Here is a 14,187-nt window from a genome sequence, read left to right as displayed (position 1 = left end):
ACGAGGCTAGATGCGTCCCGCTCGGCCGGGGTCGACGTCGATGGCATCGACCGGACAGACGTCGACACAGAGCATGCAATCGATACACTGGTCTTCGTGTGTCGGCTCGGCTTTGATGTCCGACTCGGGGTGACCGGGTGTGTCCACCCACGTGAACACGTCGACAGGACAGTCTTCGAGACACGCACCGTCAGCGAGACAGATATCGAAGTCGACGGCGACGTGTGTCCCGTGAATTCCGAGCTTCTCGGGTGGGTCGGTCGGCCCCCAGACTGCGACACCACTCCCGTCGTCGACGCGCTCTCGGTTCTCTTCGAAGGACGGATCGATTGGCATGGTTCTTGTTATCATTCCGTTGACGAGGCAATAAATCATGCCCCGAATCTGGTCGGCGGTGTGTTCTCGGTGAGGTGATTACGTTCCGGGTTCAACGAGAGGTATGGACCTGTTCTTCTGGTTCGCACTCGCCCTCCTCGTCCTCGGCGTCGCCGGGAGCATCCTTCCGTTCCTCCCGGGGGCGATTCTCTCCGTCATCGGGGTCCTCGTCTACTGGTGGTCGTCCGGATTCTCAGAGCCGAGTCTGCTCGCGCTCTTCGGCCTCCTCCTCGTCGGCGTCATCGCCATCGTCACCGACTACGGTGCCGGCGTCATCGCTGCACGAGTTGGCGGCGCGTCGACGCGAACGTCGATTATCGCGGGCGTCGTTGGGTTCATCTTACTGTTCGTCTTCGGTCCCCTCGGGTTGGTCCTCGGCGTCGCTGGAACCGTCTTCGTCATCGAGTATCTCGAACACGAAGACGCAGAACAGAGCAGTCGGCGCGCCCTCTACACGACGATTGGCGTCCTCGCGTCGTCTGCCGTCCAAGTCCTGTTGACGGCCTCGATTCTCGTCGGCTTCGTTCTCGTCGTGGCGCTCTGAGCGCCCATTCGCGGCAGCTTGTTGGCTTCACTGGCTCCGTCTTTTCTCTCTACTGGCCTCGCCTTCCTTCTCCACTGCCCCCGTCTTCCGACTTAAACTTCTGCCACGGCTCGCGCCGGTGCTCCGTCGGCATCGACCCGAAGCGGCATCACGAAGAGGTCGACCGGACGGTCGGCCGGAAGCGCTTGCAACCCACAGAGGTTCTCCACGATGACGTTTCCGGACCCGAGGACTGCGTGGTGAACCGGGATGCCGTCACCACCGGTCGGGTCCGGACTGAGTGCGTCGATTCCGACCGACACTCCTCGGTCGGCACACACTCGTCCAGTTTCGGGCGCGAGCGCCGGATGGTCGGTCATGCGGTCGGTTCCCCACTCGTCTTCCCACCCGGTTCGGAAGACGAGGAAATCGACGTCTTTGGACAGTTCGGACGGAATCGCGTCTGGTGTGACGAATCCGTTCGCCCCGATGTGGCGGCACTCGACGACGTGGGCAGTGAAGCGGAGGTCCTCGACTGAATACGTGTCGAGCGTTCGCCCGTTCGGTTCGGTGTGTGCCGGCGCATCGACGTGGGTGCCAGTGTGGCTCCCGAGTTCGAGGTGGGAGACTCGGTAGCCGTCGGTGTCGAATTCGGCGTGCGGTTCGACCGATACGGGTGGGTCGCCGGGATACGTTGGCATCCCGGACTCGACACGTCGAGTGAGGTCTACGAGGGTCACGCCGCGTCCTACGCGGGCGGCGGTAAAACGAGTGTTCGTGTTCGGGTGGCGTTACTTGTGGGCGAAGAAGACGAGCGTCTCGTCGTCGCCCTTCTCGTCGACGCGGACGAATCCGACGCGCTCGAACTGGACGAGTTCGTCCACGGGGACGTCGCCGAAGTCGGGTTCTGCGACGCCCAGTACGTCGCCGTCCATGGTGCGCATTCGGACCGAGACGCCGTCGGTGGGTGCCCAGTGAATCACGTCGACTTCGCCCTCACGAACCACGTCGAGGTCGTCACCGGTTGCGACGAGCGTGTCGCCCTCGCGGCGGACCGCACCGAAGCCTTTGAGCCAGACGCGGTCACTTTCGGCGGGCACGTCACCCGATTCGAGGAGGACGCTGTCGCCGACCGGGATGTCGCGGGTCCCGCGGTCTTCGAAGCTCGGGTGGAGCGGCGGGTGCGCGACGTCTGGACCGCCTTCGACGGCGAACTCCTGTCCATCACGGACGAGGAAGTAGCGGTCCGTCTCGTCGTCGACGAGGTCGCGGTTGTTCGCGTAGATGGTCGACATCGAGAGGTCGACGTTCGAGGTGGACGTTCCGAGGCCGACCATCGCATCGACGATGGCCTGTCCACGGATGCCGCGGCGACGGAGGCTCTTGATGGTCGGCACGCGTGGGTCGTCCCAGCCGTCGAGTTCGCCCGCGTCGATGAGTTCCTTGATGCTCGACGTGGACATCTTCACGTCGTAGTCGTCGACCTGCACGTGGCCCCAGTGGATGACTTCGGGGTAGTCCCACCCGAAGTAGTCGTAGACGAACTGCTGGCGCTTCGCGGAGTCCTGTAAGTCGATGCCGCGGATGATGTGCGTGACACCCGTGAGGTGGTCGTCGACGCCAGACTGGAAGTCGAGCATCGGCCACGCGCGGTAGTCTTCGGCTTCTTCGCGTGGGTGGGGCGTGTCGATCATACGGAACGCGACCCAGTCACGCAGCGCGGGGTTCTTGTGCTCGATGTCGGTCTTGACGCGGAGGACCATCTCGCCGGAGGAGTACTCGCCGGCGACCATGTCCTCGAACTCGTCGAGGGTCGTCTCTGCGTCCTTGTCGCGGTGTGGACACGGCTTGGCGTTGTTCTTCAGGTTCGAGAACTCCTCACCGGAGCACGAACAGGTGTATGCGCCGCCCATCTCGATGAGTTCGCGGGCGTAGTCGTAGTAGGTCTCGACGCGGTCGGAGGCGCGAATCACGTCGTCGGGTTCGAAGCCGAGGTATGCGATGTCTTCGAGGATGGCGTCGTACGCGCTCAGGTCGGGACGCTTCGTCTCGGGGTCGGTGTCGTCGAAGCGGACGATGAACGACCCGTCGTACATGTCTTTGTACGTGCCGATGACGGCGGGCATGCGGGCGTGGCCGAGGTGCCACGGACCGTTGGGGTTCGGCGCGGCGCGCATGCGAACCTCGTCGTAGGCGTCGACGTTCGGGAGTTCGGGAAGCAGTGAGTCGTCTTCTTCCTCTTCGGCTTCCATCTCTGCGAGTTCGTCGGGCGCGAGTTCTTCGAGTCGCTCGCGTTTTTCGTCCGTCGAAAGCTGGTTGACGTTCGCGACGACCGGACCGATGAGTCCCGGAATCTCGCCACCGTGCTGTCGGAACTCGGGATTCTCGCCCATCAGCGGGCCCATGATGGCACCCACGTCGGCGTCGCTGTCGTGTTTAACTGCGTTGAGGAGTGCGTGTTTCTCCGCCTCTCGCTCGATACGTTCTCGAAGCTCGTCGTCCATTACCGTCCGATTCCGCGGCGCGCCTAAAAACAGGCCCGGATTGCGGGGAAGGGTCCTCGCGCGGGCAGGGGTACGAGAAATGTTAACACGCCTGTAGGGATATCAGTTGCGGTGCGCTCGGAGAGACGAGCGACGGTGAGAAACGGTGTGTCGGACCGCAGGTCCAACAGAAACGACTGCCGACGCCGGGGGCGCTCAGTACCCGCGGGTGATGAGGTAGTCGGCGATGTCGCGGAGCAAGTCGTGCGCCTCGTTGTCGGGGAGGACATCGAGACGTGCTTTCGCCTGCTCGGTGAGGTCTTCGGCCATCTCACGAGCGTAGTCGATGCTGCCGGCGGCTTCGAGTTCCGCGACGGCGGCCTCGACGTCGGCCTCGGTGAGTTCTTCGGCCGACGCTGCATCGACGAGGTTGTCCACGTCAAGACCCTGCTGGCGTGCGTGCAGGAAGATGACTGTCTCCTTGTTCTCGACGAGGTCAGACCCTCGCTGCTTACCCAGTTTCTCTGACGGCACGGTCAGGTCGAGCACGTCGTCTTGAATCTGGAACGCGCTTCCGGACTCGATGCCGTACTGGTAGAGGGCTTCGACGACGTCGTCGTCGGCACCCATGAGGACCGCCGGGATGGCGGCCGCGGTTCCGTAGAGGACGGCCGTCTTGAGTTCGACCATCCTGAGGTACTCGTCGGGGAGAACCTCGGTTCGCCGTTCGAAGTCGATGTCGAGCGCCTGTCCTTCGCAGATTTGCGTGCAGGTGGTGGCGAGACGACGGACGGCTTCGAGGCCGGCCGCCGGGTCCGCGCCCGTCTTCGTCAGCAGTTCGAACGCCTTCGCGTACAACGTGTCGCCCGCGAGAATCGCGGTCTCGGTGTCGTACTCTTTGTGAACTGCTGGAACGCCGCGTCGAAGGTCGTCGTCGTCCATGATGTCGTCGTGGATGAGGGTGAACGACTGGATGACCTCGATGCTCACGGCGGCAATCATCACGTCGATTGCCTCTCCCGTGAGGGTCGGGAACGCGCGGTAATCTTCCGACATCGGTTCGACGTCGGCGAGCGCCTCGGCCGTCAAGAGCGAGACTGTCGGGCGGAGTCGCTTCCCACCGGCCTTCAGGAGGTACCGAGAGGCCTCGTAGAGCCGTTCTGGCTCGGCCATCGGTACGTCCTCGTCGAGCGCTTCGTTGACGAGTTCGCGTCGCTCACGAATCGCCTCGAGCACTCGCTGTTCCGTCGCGTCCGAACTCATCACTCCACCAGTTGGATCATGTTGCCGTTCCGCGTCACGTGGACGTCGCGGCCGAGGGCGTAGCCCTGACTCTCTGCGAGGTCCACGTACGGAGCGAAGCCTTTGAGGTTCTGGTGGGCCGGGATGACGTGCTGGGGCTGGAGCGCCTGCAGCATCTCGTAGTGCCCTTCCTCACGAAGGTGACCGGAGACGTGGATGTCGTCGTAGATGCGAGCGCCCTGCATGCGCAGGAGACGCTCGGACTGGTAGCGCTGTCCCTCGTTGGTCGGCTCCGGGATGACCCGCGCAGAGAAGATGACTTTGTCGCCATCGTCGAGTTCGTACGGGGTCTCGCCGCGGCCCATACGGGTGAGCATCGCGCGTGGTTCGCCCTGGTGGCCCGTGACGATTGGCAGGTAGTTCTCCTTGCCCTCCTTCATGATGCGCTTGAAGGTTCGGTCGACGGACTTTCGGTGACCGTACATCCCGAGGTCGTCGGGCAGGTCGACGAAGCCGAGGCGCTCGGCGGTGCCGGAGTACTTCTCCATCGAGCGACCGAGGAGCACAGGCTGGCGGCCGATGTCGTTTGCGAACTCGACGAGCGAGGAGACACGCGAGATGTGAGAGGAGAACGTCGTGGCGACGATCCCGCCGTCGTAGTCCTCGACGGAGGTCATGACGTCCTTGAGGTGGCGACGTGCGACGGACTCGGAGGGCGTGCGGCCCTTCCGGCCGGCGTTCGTACAGTCTTCGATGTAGGCGAGGACGCCGTTTCCTTCGCGGCCAATCTCACGGAAGCGCTTCATGTCGATTGGGTCTTCGAGGACCGGCGAGTGGTCCATCCGCTTGTCGAGACCGTAGACGATGGCACCTTCCGGCGTGTGGAGGACCGGGTTGATGGCGTCGATGATGGAGTGGGTGACGTGGACGAACTCGAGGTCGACCTGTCCGGAGTCACCGATAGACATCGTCTCACCGGCGCTCATCTTGATGAGGTCGTTGTTGACGTTGAACTTGTTCTCGCCCTCGATCTGCTGTTTCACCAGTTCGATGGTGAACGGCGTCGCGACGATGGGTGCGTCGTAGCGGTGTGCCAGTTTGGAGATGGCACCGATATGGTCGAGGTGGCCGTGGGTCGGCACGATTGCCTGAACGTCACCTTCGAGGTCGCTCATGATACGGTCGTCCGGGATGGCGCCCATATCGATGAGGTCGAGGCTGTGCATCTTTTCGGTCTCAACGTTGTCGTGGATGAGGACCTGCGACAGGTTGAGGCCCATGTCGAAGACGACGACGTCGTCTCCGGCACGGACGGCCGTCATCTGACGGCCGACTTCTTCGTATCCGCCTATGGTTGCGATTTCGATTTCCATGGTTTGAATCTCGATATTCCGAGCATCGAAAGCCACGAGGTGGCGAGGGTGCTCACGGAAAGACGGGTGTCTGGGGGCCATCGGCCCCGGCGTCTTGCAGCTCGTCGGTCGATTGACCCCGCGTGCGAGGTGGGCCCAGCCGGTCGATTTGGGCACACCCGCACTTACCCGCGGGTTTCTGGTATCGGCACCTACTCACTGGGGTACTAAAAACTACGTGGGTTCATCGCGCTCGCACACACGTCCGTAACAATCGCTATCGGGCGGTGTCGTTTGGGGACAGACACGGCCGTCTCAACACCGATTCGTTCTGTATTCGGTGAGAGTCGCCGATTCGGGCGGTTCGGCACCTTTAAGATAATTACGGGATGGAATTGAACTATGAGCGGTCGACCTCTCGACGTCCTCGAAGCGTCACTCGACGAACCGGTGACGGTTCTCCTCAAGGACGGCAACGCATACTACGGCGTCCTCGCTGGCTACGACCAGCACATGAACGTCGTTCTCGAAGAAGCGCTGGACGAAGACACTGTGCCCGGGGATATCGAACTCGAGCAAGTCCAAGACACAACCATTATACGCGGCGATAACGTCGTCACCATCAAAGCATGACGGGTGCAGGAACCCCTAGCCAAGGAAAGAAGAACAAGACGACGCACGTGAAGTGCCGTCGCTGCGGCGAGAAGTCCTACCACGTGAAGAAGAAGGTCTGCTCGTCTTGCGGCTTCGGTAAGTCGAAGAAGCGTCGCAGCTACGCCTGGCAGTCGAAAGCCGGCGATAAATAACGACTCTCGACGGTCGCTGACCGTCACTTTGTCTTCTGTCTCGCCGTCTCACGGCGAGCAACACAATCGCGTTCCTGACACTCGGTCTGTCTTCTCTTCTGTGCTATTCGGTACCACTAGGCGCTCGTTCTGCGGCGTCATCCGGCGCGTCACCCCGCCTGACGAACCGTCACTGTCGTTCCTCGCTACAGACGGCGTCCGTACTCGAATCAGCGACCGCCATCGTGGCTGTGTTGCCCTACATTTGTGCACACATATGCATATTTTCTGGTGTCGGAACCCGCAGTTACTGCATAAGGACGGGTTTTTTACCCCCTCCCCGCTCTATCTGCTTCCATGGCAAATGGGCGGGACGACTCCCACCACATCAGCGGACCAACCGAGAAGTGCGGTGTCGTCGGCGTCGCACTCGGCGGCCGAGACGCTGCACGACCCCTGTACTACTCACTGTACGCCCTCCAACACCGAGGGCAAGAGTCCGCAGGCATCGTCACCCACGACGGGTTCCAACAACACAGCCACGTCCAGATGGGCCTCGTCGGAGACGCCTTCAGCGCGGAGGACCTCGACGGCCTGAACGGACAAGCAGGCATCGGACACGTTCGATACCCCACTGCAGGCGACGTGTCGAAGTCCTGTGCACAACCGTTCGCCGTCTCGTTCAAGTCGGGCTCACTCGGCCTCGCGCACAACGGGAACCTCGTGAACGCCGACGAACTCCGCGACGAACTGGAGAACTACGGGCACGCGTTCACCTCGACGGGCGACACGGAAGTCATCGCCCACGACCTTGCCCGGAACCTCCTCGAAGAGGACCTCGTCCGTGCGGTCAAGCGGACGATGGAGCGAATCCACGGGTCGTACGCGCTGACCATCATGCACGACGAGACGGTGCTGGGCGTTCGCGACCCAGAGGGTAACCGTCCGCTCTGTATCGGGAAAGTCGACGACGGCTACGTCATCGCCTCCGAGTCCGCCGCAATCGACACGCTCGACGGTGAACTCGTCCGCGACGTCCGACCGGGCGAACTCGTCGTTCTCGAACCCGACGGCTCTGGATTCGACTCGTACCAACTCGTCGAACGCAAGAACACGGCCCACTGCTTCTTCGAACACATCTACTTCGCCCGACCAGACTCCGTGATGAACGACTCGCTCGTCTACGAGGTGCGTCGTGGTCTCGGGCGCAAACTCTGGGAAGAGGCCGGTGTCGACACCGACGTCGTCATGCCGGTTCCCGACTCGGGACGCGCGTTCGCCTCCGGGTACGCCGAAGCGGCCCAAGAGGACGATGCGACCGTGGAATTCGCGGAGGGTCTGATGAAGAACCGCTACGTCGGCCGGACGTTCATCATGCCGACGCAGGACGAACGCGAGCGCGCTGTCCGCCTGAAACTCAACCCGATAAAGAGCACTGTCGAAGGGAAGTCCGTCACACTGATCGACGACAGTATCGTTCGCGGGACCACCTCCAACCAACTCGTCCAACTCCTCCGTGAGGCCGGTGCCGAAGAGGTCCACATGCGCATCGGTGCGCCACCAATCGTGGCTCCCTGTTATATGGGCATCAACATGGCAACACGGGAGGAACTCATCGCCTCGGACAAGTCCGTCGAAGAAGTCTGCGACACCATCGGGGCAGATAGCCTCTCGTACCTCTCTATCGATTCTGTCGCAGAAGTCCTCGAAAAGTCGCGGTCCGACCTGTGTCTCGGTTGTGTGACCGGCGAGTACCCCTACGATATCGACGGCGAGGAGACCGACCGCGACATCAGTCGGCCAATCGTCGGCGCAGACGCTCCCGCCAGCGACTGACGCCTGAGACGTTCTGTTTTCGCCGTCTGTCGCGTTAGTTGATTCTTTCTACGCGCCGTGCTAACATAATCAACGCGTCGTTTCTTTTCCTTCGCATTCGTCTATTTACACGTACTTCGCACCGTCAGAAACCGGGTGACGGCACGAGGTACAGACGGAGTGCGATACTGACGACGGGGCGACGTGTATGTCAGCGAGACGTCTCGCCCAGCTCCGTCTCTGTGACCTGCCGGTCACACCACGTACCGACTACCTGTCCGTGGCCAATCTCGACCAGGTTCGATTCCTGCTCGTCGGTCCGGACAGGATACTCCCTTTGTCCGTTCAGTAGACGACGTAGAGCAGGAAGTAGACGACGTTTCCGAGGACGAACGAGATGAGCCACAGCGACGCTGCGAGACGACCGAATCGGGCGTGTTTCGTCCCAAACACCTCGGAGATGGGCCGGGTCAGCGCCAGCAGTAAGACGTAGTAGACGATGGGAACACAGACGATGGCGAGCAGGATGTGAATCGCCAGCGTCGGGAGGTAGACGAACTGGTAGACCGTCTGTGGCCCCGGGAACGGCGTCGTCCCCTGTACGACGACTTTGTAGAGATAGAGGACGAGAAACGTCGCAAAGAGGGCGAACGAGGTGAGCATCATTCGCTGGTGCTTCTCGACCTCTCCACGTCGGACGAACCGGACGCCGGAGAGAATCGTCACGATTGCGACGGTTCCGATGGCGGCATTCACGTGCGGAATCGCGTTCAGGACACCGTCAGATGCTTGCGGGATGGCCGCGCGCGGAATCGCACCGAGCACCGCCCCGAAAACGAGCGCGAGCGAGAGTACTGAGAGGATGGCCGTGAGTCCACGGACGTGGTCGCGTGCTCGAAACTCCATAGCCGTACAGGGGGACTGGGAGGCCAAAAATCGTTCTGCCCTTCGCTCCCTACGTCGCCTGCAAACGCCCGACATTGTCGAGTCGAAAGGAAAGTCATTTAAATTACCGCGGGGTAACGGAGAGTGCAGTAAGACACAGCGAGCGTGGGTAGCCAAGCCAGGCCAACGGCGCAGCGTTGAGGGCGCTGTCCTGTAGAGGTCCGCCGGTTCAAATCCGGTCCCACGCATCGCAAGATGCAGGTGATTTCCTACACGGACATCACCCACGCACAATCCTTCCGAAACTACACACCCACGAGAGGATTCTCTCGGTGGGTTCTCTGACACATCCGCGAGAGCAACAGTGCTGTCTCGTTCTCGAACTCGTGCCGACTCGACGTTCGAACCACCCGCTGTGCGCGAGTTTAAAAGGGTCGAACGAGTAACACGCCACATGGCCAAGTACTCGACCAACCGGGGCGGCGGTGACTCCGGTGGCGACAGTTGCGAACTCTGTGGACGGGCGACGACGAAACTCCGCCGAGCGAACGTGGCCGGAGCCAACCTGTTGGTCTGTTCCGACTGCGCGCCCCACGGCGAGAACCGCCACACTGACCGCAAACGCGAGCAGTCGCAGACGACTCGCGACGACTCCGAGCGCAGTCGCCGCAAGCGCGCCGCCCAGCGGACGGCGAAGATGTACGACAGCGCCAAGGGGAGCGCGAAGCACTGGGAGAAAGAAGGGACGAACTACGAGAAAGACCGCCTCCCGTACCTCGTCTCCGGATACGGCGACACAGTCGAATCTGCCCGGCAGGACGCCGGTCTGCAACTCGAAGAACTCGCGGCCGAACTCGACCTCGAAGAGAAACAGCTCCTCGCCATCGAGCAAGGTCGGGCGACCCGCGCGAACATCGGTGGGTCGGTCATTCGCGCACTCGAAGAGCGCCTCGATGTGACTCTCGTGGACGAGTAGCACGATTTTTCTCTCTCGGGCGTCTCGACGCCCACATGTCATCCGCTCTCGCATCCGACAACCCCACAGTCCGTGCATTCGAGGCGACAGTCACCGATATCGACGGCCGCTCGGTCGTCCTCGACGAGACGTACTTCTACGCCGAAGGCGGTGGCCAACCGTCTGACCGCGGTGTTCTCGGCGGCACCGAGGTCGAACACGTCCGCACGACCGACGAGGGCGTCGTCCACGAACTCGCTGCCGACCCTGACTTCTCGGTCGGTGACGAGGTGACGGGCGTCGTCGACGACGACTTCCGAACCTACTGTATGCGGGCGCACACCGCGAGTCACGTACTCTACGGTGCGGCGCGACACATCTTCGACGACCTCGGCTACGGCGGGTTCGGAATCTCCGACGAGAAGGTTCGGGTGGACTTCGAGACGTCGACCGAAGTCGACGACGACGCACTCGCCGAGTTAGAGCGACTCGTCAACCGAGCAGTCTGGGACTCGCGAGACGTGTCGTGGGAAGAGATTCCGGTCGAAGAAGCCCGTGACCGCGAGGAAGTCGCGTTCAACGTCAAGACCGAAGAGGGCGTGTTCGCCGACGCCGACGAGGTACGAATCGTCACCATCGAGGGATGGGACTGGGCGGCCTGCGGCGGCACGCACGTCTCGAACACCACCGAAATCGGGCCGGTCGAACTGCTCGGCCGGTCGAACCCCGGTGAGGGACTCACCCGTGTCGAGTTCGCAGTCGGCCCGTCGGCAATCGACCACCGCGCCGAGGTACAGAAGTCCGCGTACGATGCCGCGAGCGTCCTCGGAACGAGCCTCGAAGACCTCGGGTCGGCGGCAGCAGACGCCGTCGACGCACGCGACGAACTCGAATCCCAACTCTTCGAGTTGAAGTCGGAGATTCTGGGCGCTCGACTCGCCGACTTCGAGACGGTCGAACGAGACGGTGTGACGTGGAAACTCGGGTCAGTCTCGGGATTCGAGGCCAACGAAGTTGGCGAGGCAGCGAAGGAGGCGCGCGGCGATGCAGACGTCATCGTCGCTGTCGGCGAATCCAACGCGCCGTTCCTCGTCGTCGCGAGCGCAGGTGACGTCGCCGCCGGCGACGTCGTCTCCAAAGTGACCGACGAGTTCGGCGGTGGTGGCGGCGGAAGTCCGACCTTCGCACAGGGTGGCGGTCTGGGTGCCTCCGCCGAGGACGTGCTGACGTTCCTCCAGAACTGAGCAGTCTCCCCGTTTCTCCTCCTGTTCTCCTCTCCACTCGTCTCTTCTCCTCCCGTGACACGGGTGTCACATCCGCTGAGACAGTTCAATCATCTTTTTCAATGACGGTCCGTAGTGAACACCATGGAATCAGTAGGGTCTGCTACGGGTCTGACTGACGAGCAACGGGCCATTCAGGACGTGGTCCACGAGTTCGCCGTCGAGGAAATCCGCCCGACTGCGCGTGAGGCCGACGAGACCGAGACGTTCCCCGAGGAGGTCTGGGACGGACTCGCAGAACTCGACTTGACGGGACTGACCGTCCCCGAGGAGTACGGCGGATTCGGTGCCGACCGAACCACCTACGCCGTCGTCAACGAGGAAGTCGCCTACGGGCAACTCGCCGTCGCCACCGCACTCTCTGTTCACTGTCTCGCGACCGAGTGTATCGCGGAGTTCGCTTCCGAAGCCCAGAAAGAAAAGTGGCTTCCGAAGATGGCCGAAGGTCGTCCAGTCGGAATGTTCGCCCTGTCCGAACCCGAAGCGGGGTCGAACCCGGCAGAGATGTCGACCGTCGCTCGCCGTGAGGGTGACGAGTACATCATCAACGGCCAGAAGCAGTGGATCACGAACGGCCAGCGAGGCGGCGTGTGCATCCTCTTCGCGAAGACAGACCCTGACGACCCGAACTCGGTCACGCAGTTCCTCGTCCCCGAAGACGCCGGTTACGAAGTCGGCAAGAAAGAAGAGAAACTCGGCCTCCGTGCCTCCGACACGACGGGGCTCACCTTCGACGACGTGCGTATCCCGGCCGAGAACCGCCTCACCGAGGAAGGTCGTGGTCTCTCTGCGGCGTTCCACATCCTGACCGGTGGCCGTATCGGTATCGCCGCGCAGGCGACCGGACTCGCACAGTCCGCCCTCGACGACGCCATCGCCTACGCGAACGAACGCGAACAGTTCGACAACCCCATCTCGAAGATTCAGGCGATTCGCCACAAGATTGCGGACATGGGGACGAAGGTCCACGCCTCGCGCACGATGGTCCGCGAAGCGGCACGCGTCGCCGACGCCGGCGAAGACCCACGAACCGCCGCGTCGATGGCGAAGTACTACGCGAGTGAGGCCGCAGTCGACGTGACTAACGAGGCCGTGCAGGTCCACGGTGGCTACGGCTACACGACCGACTTCGACGTGGAACGCTACTACCGCGATGCGAAGATTACGACCATCTACGAGGGGACGAGCGAGATTCAGAAGGAAGTCATCGCGCGGTCGCTGCTCGACTGAGACCGGTTTCCTCCCGAAGCGTCTTTTCACTCCGACGCCCTACTCCGACCAATGAGTCTCCCCGACCTCTCTGATTTCGATGCCGTCGTCTACGACTTAGACGGCACGCTCGTCAACCTCCGCGTCGACTGGAACGACGCGGCCCACGACGCGGCGCTCGTCCTCCAAGACGCCGGCGTTGACGCGACTTCGATGGACCTCTGGGACATGCTCGACGTTGCTGACGAGGCGGGTGTCCGCGACGAACTGGAACGCGAACTCGCCTCCCACGAACGACAGGGGGCGTGGGTCTCCGACTTGCTCCCGCTGGCCGACTACCTCCCGGACGACGGCGTTCCCTCGGGCGTCTGCTCGCTCAACGCAGAGGACGCCTGTCGCGTCGCACTCGACGTCCACGACCTCTCGCACCACGTCGATGCCGTCGTCGGCCGCGACACCGTCGAGACACGCAAACCCGACCCCGAACCGTTGCTGACGACGCTCGACCGAATCGACGCCGACCCCGACGACGCCGTCTTCGTCGGCGACTCCGCCCGCGACGAAGTGACGGCCGAACGTGCTGGTGTCGCGTTCCGGTACGTCGGTGACGGGCCATCGGGCGTCTGAACTCGGGACTGACCACTGAACGGCGGACTGAATCGATGGCGAACAGGCGGCACTCGCGACCGCGAGGCGACGTGCCGCACACCCGCATCACGCCTCGCGGTGATTCTCAACGGATACGGTTGCTGGCCGCGGATTAGTATATAAACTTCAGTGGCGAGTCGTACTCACTCCGGCGGGGGCGTTAAGGCCGCAGAATCCTACATTCTCTCATGGGATTTCCGGTCTCCTACTACTGTCCACACTGCGGTGCCGTCGTCGAACTCGAACGTGACGGCTACCTCGCCGACAAGTCGGTGACGCCGTACCCACTGGAAGGGTGGGAATACGCCGACCCCGGCGAGGAGTTCGAAGACGCCGAGGGTGTCCACTTCGTCTGTGGTGAGAGCGACGCCGCAGAAGTGACGTGGACCGACGTAGTGAGCGACGCAGACGACGTCGAGAATCCGGGATTGGAGTCGCCCTGTGGACGCGACTTCTACCTCTCGTTCGTCAAGTACGAAAACGGGCGAGAAGTCGACGGGACCCCCGAGAGCGACTACGTCGTCATCGGTGGACAGGGACCGGCGAGTCCGCGTGGGCCGAATCCGGGGCCACGTGGACCGGGCTACTTCTGAGGTCGGTGATACGTTCTGGTCGATTTATCGAGACGTGAG

15 protein-coding genes and 1 tRNA gene are annotated in these 14,187 nt (G+C 62.5%); 10 read left to right on the top strand and 6 right to left on the bottom strand.

Annotated elements, in window-relative coordinates:
• Window positions 1-6: 6 nt before the first annotated feature.
• Window positions 7-336, bottom strand: coding sequence for a 4Fe-4S dicluster domain-containing protein (locus GJR98_RS08460; protein ID WP_058572090.1), 330 nt, complete (start codon window positions 334-336; stop codon window positions 7-9).
• Between the two features lie 103 nt (window positions 337-439).
• On the opposite strand from GJR98_RS08460, the gene GJR98_RS08455 reads away from it, so the two are divergent.
• Complete coding sequence (locus GJR98_RS08455) at window positions 440-919, top strand: DUF456 domain-containing protein (RefSeq protein ID WP_151137314.1); 480 nt, start codon at window positions 440-442, stop codon at window positions 917-919.
• Window positions 920-1,011: 92 nt separating this feature from the next.
• Here GJR98_RS08455 and GJR98_RS08450 read toward each other — a convergent pair whose 3' ends face one another.
• The 4 genes from GJR98_RS08450 to GJR98_RS08435 all read right to left on the bottom strand — a co-directional run bounded on the left by GJR98_RS08450 (window position 1,012) and on the right by GJR98_RS08435 (window position 5,996).
• Window positions 1,012-1,638, bottom strand: coding sequence for a cyclase family protein (locus GJR98_RS08450; protein ID WP_151137312.1), 627 nt, complete (start codon window positions 1,636-1,638; stop codon window positions 1,012-1,014).
• Window positions 1,639-1,689: 51 nt separating this feature from the next.
• A complete protein-coding gene (locus tag GJR98_RS08445; protein WP_151137310.1) occupies window positions 1,690-3,402 on the bottom strand; it encodes a glutamate--tRNA ligase in 1,713 nt (570 codons plus the stop codon).
• A gap of 195 nt (window positions 3,403-3,597) precedes the next feature.
• Window positions 3,598-4,644 (bottom strand): geranylfarnesyl diphosphate synthase, encoded by a 1,047-nt coding sequence (idsA3, locus tag GJR98_RS08440; protein WP_151137308.1) that lies wholly within the window; start codon window positions 4,642-4,644, stop codon window positions 3,598-3,600.
• A complete protein-coding gene (locus GJR98_RS08435) occupies window positions 4,644-5,996 on the bottom strand; it encodes a ribonuclease J (RefSeq protein ID WP_151137306.1) in 1,353 nt (450 codons plus the stop codon). The genes idsA3 and GJR98_RS08435 overlap by 1 nt, the downstream gene beginning before the upstream one ends.
• A gap of 381 nt (window positions 5,997-6,377) precedes the next feature.
• Between GJR98_RS08435 and GJR98_RS08430 the strand changes: the two genes are divergently transcribed.
• The 3 genes from GJR98_RS08430 to purF all read left to right on the top strand — a co-directional run bounded on the left by GJR98_RS08430 (window position 6,378) and on the right by purF (window position 8,596).
• Window positions 6,378-6,608, top strand: coding sequence for an LSM domain-containing protein (locus tag GJR98_RS08430; protein ID WP_151113567.1), 231 nt, complete (start codon window positions 6,378-6,380; stop codon window positions 6,606-6,608).
• Window positions 6,605-6,781, top strand: coding sequence for a 50S ribosomal protein L37e (locus GJR98_RS08425; RefSeq protein WP_082682159.1), 177 nt, complete (start codon window positions 6,605-6,607; stop codon window positions 6,779-6,781). The genes GJR98_RS08430 and GJR98_RS08425 overlap by 4 nt, the downstream gene beginning before the upstream one ends.
• 336 nt (window positions 6,782-7,117) lie before the next feature.
• Window positions 7,118-8,596, top strand: coding sequence for an amidophosphoribosyltransferase (gene purF / locus GJR98_RS08420; RefSeq protein ID WP_151137304.1), 1,479 nt, complete (start codon window positions 7,118-7,120; stop codon window positions 8,594-8,596).
• Window positions 8,597-8,920: 324 nt separating this feature from the next.
• Here purF and GJR98_RS08415 read toward each other — a convergent pair whose 3' ends face one another.
• Window positions 8,921-9,481: a DUF420 domain-containing protein gene (locus tag GJR98_RS08415; RefSeq protein ID WP_151137302.1), complete on the bottom strand. Its 561-nt coding sequence runs from the start codon at window positions 9,479-9,481 to the stop codon at window positions 8,921-8,923.
• A 142-nt stretch (window positions 9,482-9,623) separates the two neighbouring features.
• On the opposite strand from GJR98_RS08415, the gene GJR98_RS08410 reads away from it, so the two are divergent.
• The 6 genes from GJR98_RS08410 to GJR98_RS08385 all read left to right on the top strand — a co-directional run bounded on the left by GJR98_RS08410 (window position 9,624) and on the right by GJR98_RS08385 (window position 14,148).
• Window positions 9,624-9,708 (top strand) — tRNA-Leu (locus tag GJR98_RS08410).
• Window positions 9,709-9,914: 206 nt separating this feature from the next.
• Window positions 9,915-10,436, top strand: a complete 522-nt coding sequence (locus tag GJR98_RS08405) for a helix-turn-helix domain-containing protein (protein WP_151137300.1) — start codon at window positions 9,915-9,917, stop codon at window positions 10,434-10,436.
• Window positions 10,437-10,471: 35 nt separating this feature from the next.
• Window positions 10,472-11,659 (top strand): alanyl-tRNA editing protein, encoded by a 1,188-nt coding sequence (locus tag GJR98_RS08400; protein WP_151137298.1) that lies wholly within the window; start codon window positions 10,472-10,474, stop codon window positions 11,657-11,659.
• 123 nt (window positions 11,660-11,782) lie between these two features.
• Window positions 11,783-12,928: an acyl-CoA dehydrogenase family protein gene (locus GJR98_RS08395; RefSeq protein ID WP_151137296.1), complete on the top strand. Its 1,146-nt coding sequence runs from the start codon at window positions 11,783-11,785 to the stop codon at window positions 12,926-12,928.
• A 51-nt stretch (window positions 12,929-12,979) separates the two neighbouring features.
• Window positions 12,980-13,534: an HAD family hydrolase gene (locus GJR98_RS08390; protein ID WP_151137294.1), complete on the top strand. Its 555-nt coding sequence runs from the start codon at window positions 12,980-12,982 to the stop codon at window positions 13,532-13,534.
• Between the two features lie 209 nt (window positions 13,535-13,743).
• Window positions 13,744-14,148 (top strand): hypothetical protein, encoded by a 405-nt coding sequence (locus GJR98_RS08385; protein WP_151137292.1) that lies wholly within the window; start codon window positions 13,744-13,746, stop codon window positions 14,146-14,148.
• Window positions 14,149-14,187 lie beyond the last annotated feature (39 nt).

It is taken from the genome of Haloferax marinisediminis (assembly GCF_009674585.1).
Taxonomy (GTDB): domain Archaea; phylum Halobacteriota; class Halobacteria; order Halobacteriales; family Haloferacaceae; genus Haloferax; species Haloferax marinisediminis.
Note: the sequence above shows the minus strand (reverse complement) of the source record. Positions and strands in the feature narration are given on the sequence as shown.

Coding starts and splice junctions, on each gene's coding strand:
- GJR98_RS08395 (WP_151137296.1), top strand. CDS start 11,783: ATGGAATCAGTAGGGTCTGCTACGGGTCTGACTGACGAGCAACGGGCC.
- GJR98_RS08445 (WP_151137310.1), bottom strand. CDS start 3,402: ATGGACGACGAGCTTCGAGAACGTATCGAGCGAGAGGCGGAGAAACAC.
- GJR98_RS08430 (WP_151113567.1), top strand. CDS start 6,378: ATGAGCGGTCGACCTCTCGACGTCCTCGAAGCGTCACTCGACGAACCG.
- GJR98_RS08400 (WP_151137298.1), top strand. CDS start 10,472: ATGTCATCCGCTCTCGCATCCGACAACCCCACAGTCCGTGCATTCGAG.
- GJR98_RS08435 (WP_151137306.1), bottom strand. CDS start 5,996: ATGGAAATCGAAATCGCAACCATAGGCGGATACGAAGAAGTCGGCCGT.
- GJR98_RS08455 (WP_151137314.1), top strand. CDS start 440: ATGGACCTGTTCTTCTGGTTCGCACTCGCCCTCCTCGTCCTCGGCGTC.
- GJR98_RS08425 (WP_082682159.1), top strand. CDS start 6,605: ATGACGGGTGCAGGAACCCCTAGCCAAGGAAAGAAGAACAAGACGACG.
- GJR98_RS08405 (WP_151137300.1), top strand. CDS start 9,915: ATGGCCAAGTACTCGACCAACCGGGGCGGCGGTGACTCCGGTGGCGAC.
- GJR98_RS08385 (WP_151137292.1), top strand. CDS start 13,744: ATGGGATTTCCGGTCTCCTACTACTGTCCACACTGCGGTGCCGTCGTC.
- GJR98_RS08415 (WP_151137302.1), bottom strand. CDS start 9,481: ATGGAGTTTCGAGCACGCGACCACGTCCGTGGACTCACGGCCATCCTC.
- GJR98_RS08460 (WP_058572090.1), bottom strand. CDS start 336: ATGCCAATCGATCCGTCCTTCGAAGAGAACCGAGAGCGCGTCGACGAC.
- idsA3 (WP_151137308.1), bottom strand. CDS start 4,644: ATGAGTTCGGACGCGACGGAACAGCGAGTGCTCGAGGCGATTCGTGAG.
- GJR98_RS08390 (WP_151137294.1), top strand. CDS start 12,980: ATGAGTCTCCCCGACCTCTCTGATTTCGATGCCGTCGTCTACGACTTA.
- purF (WP_151137304.1), top strand. CDS start 7,118: ATGGCAAATGGGCGGGACGACTCCCACCACATCAGCGGACCAACCGAG.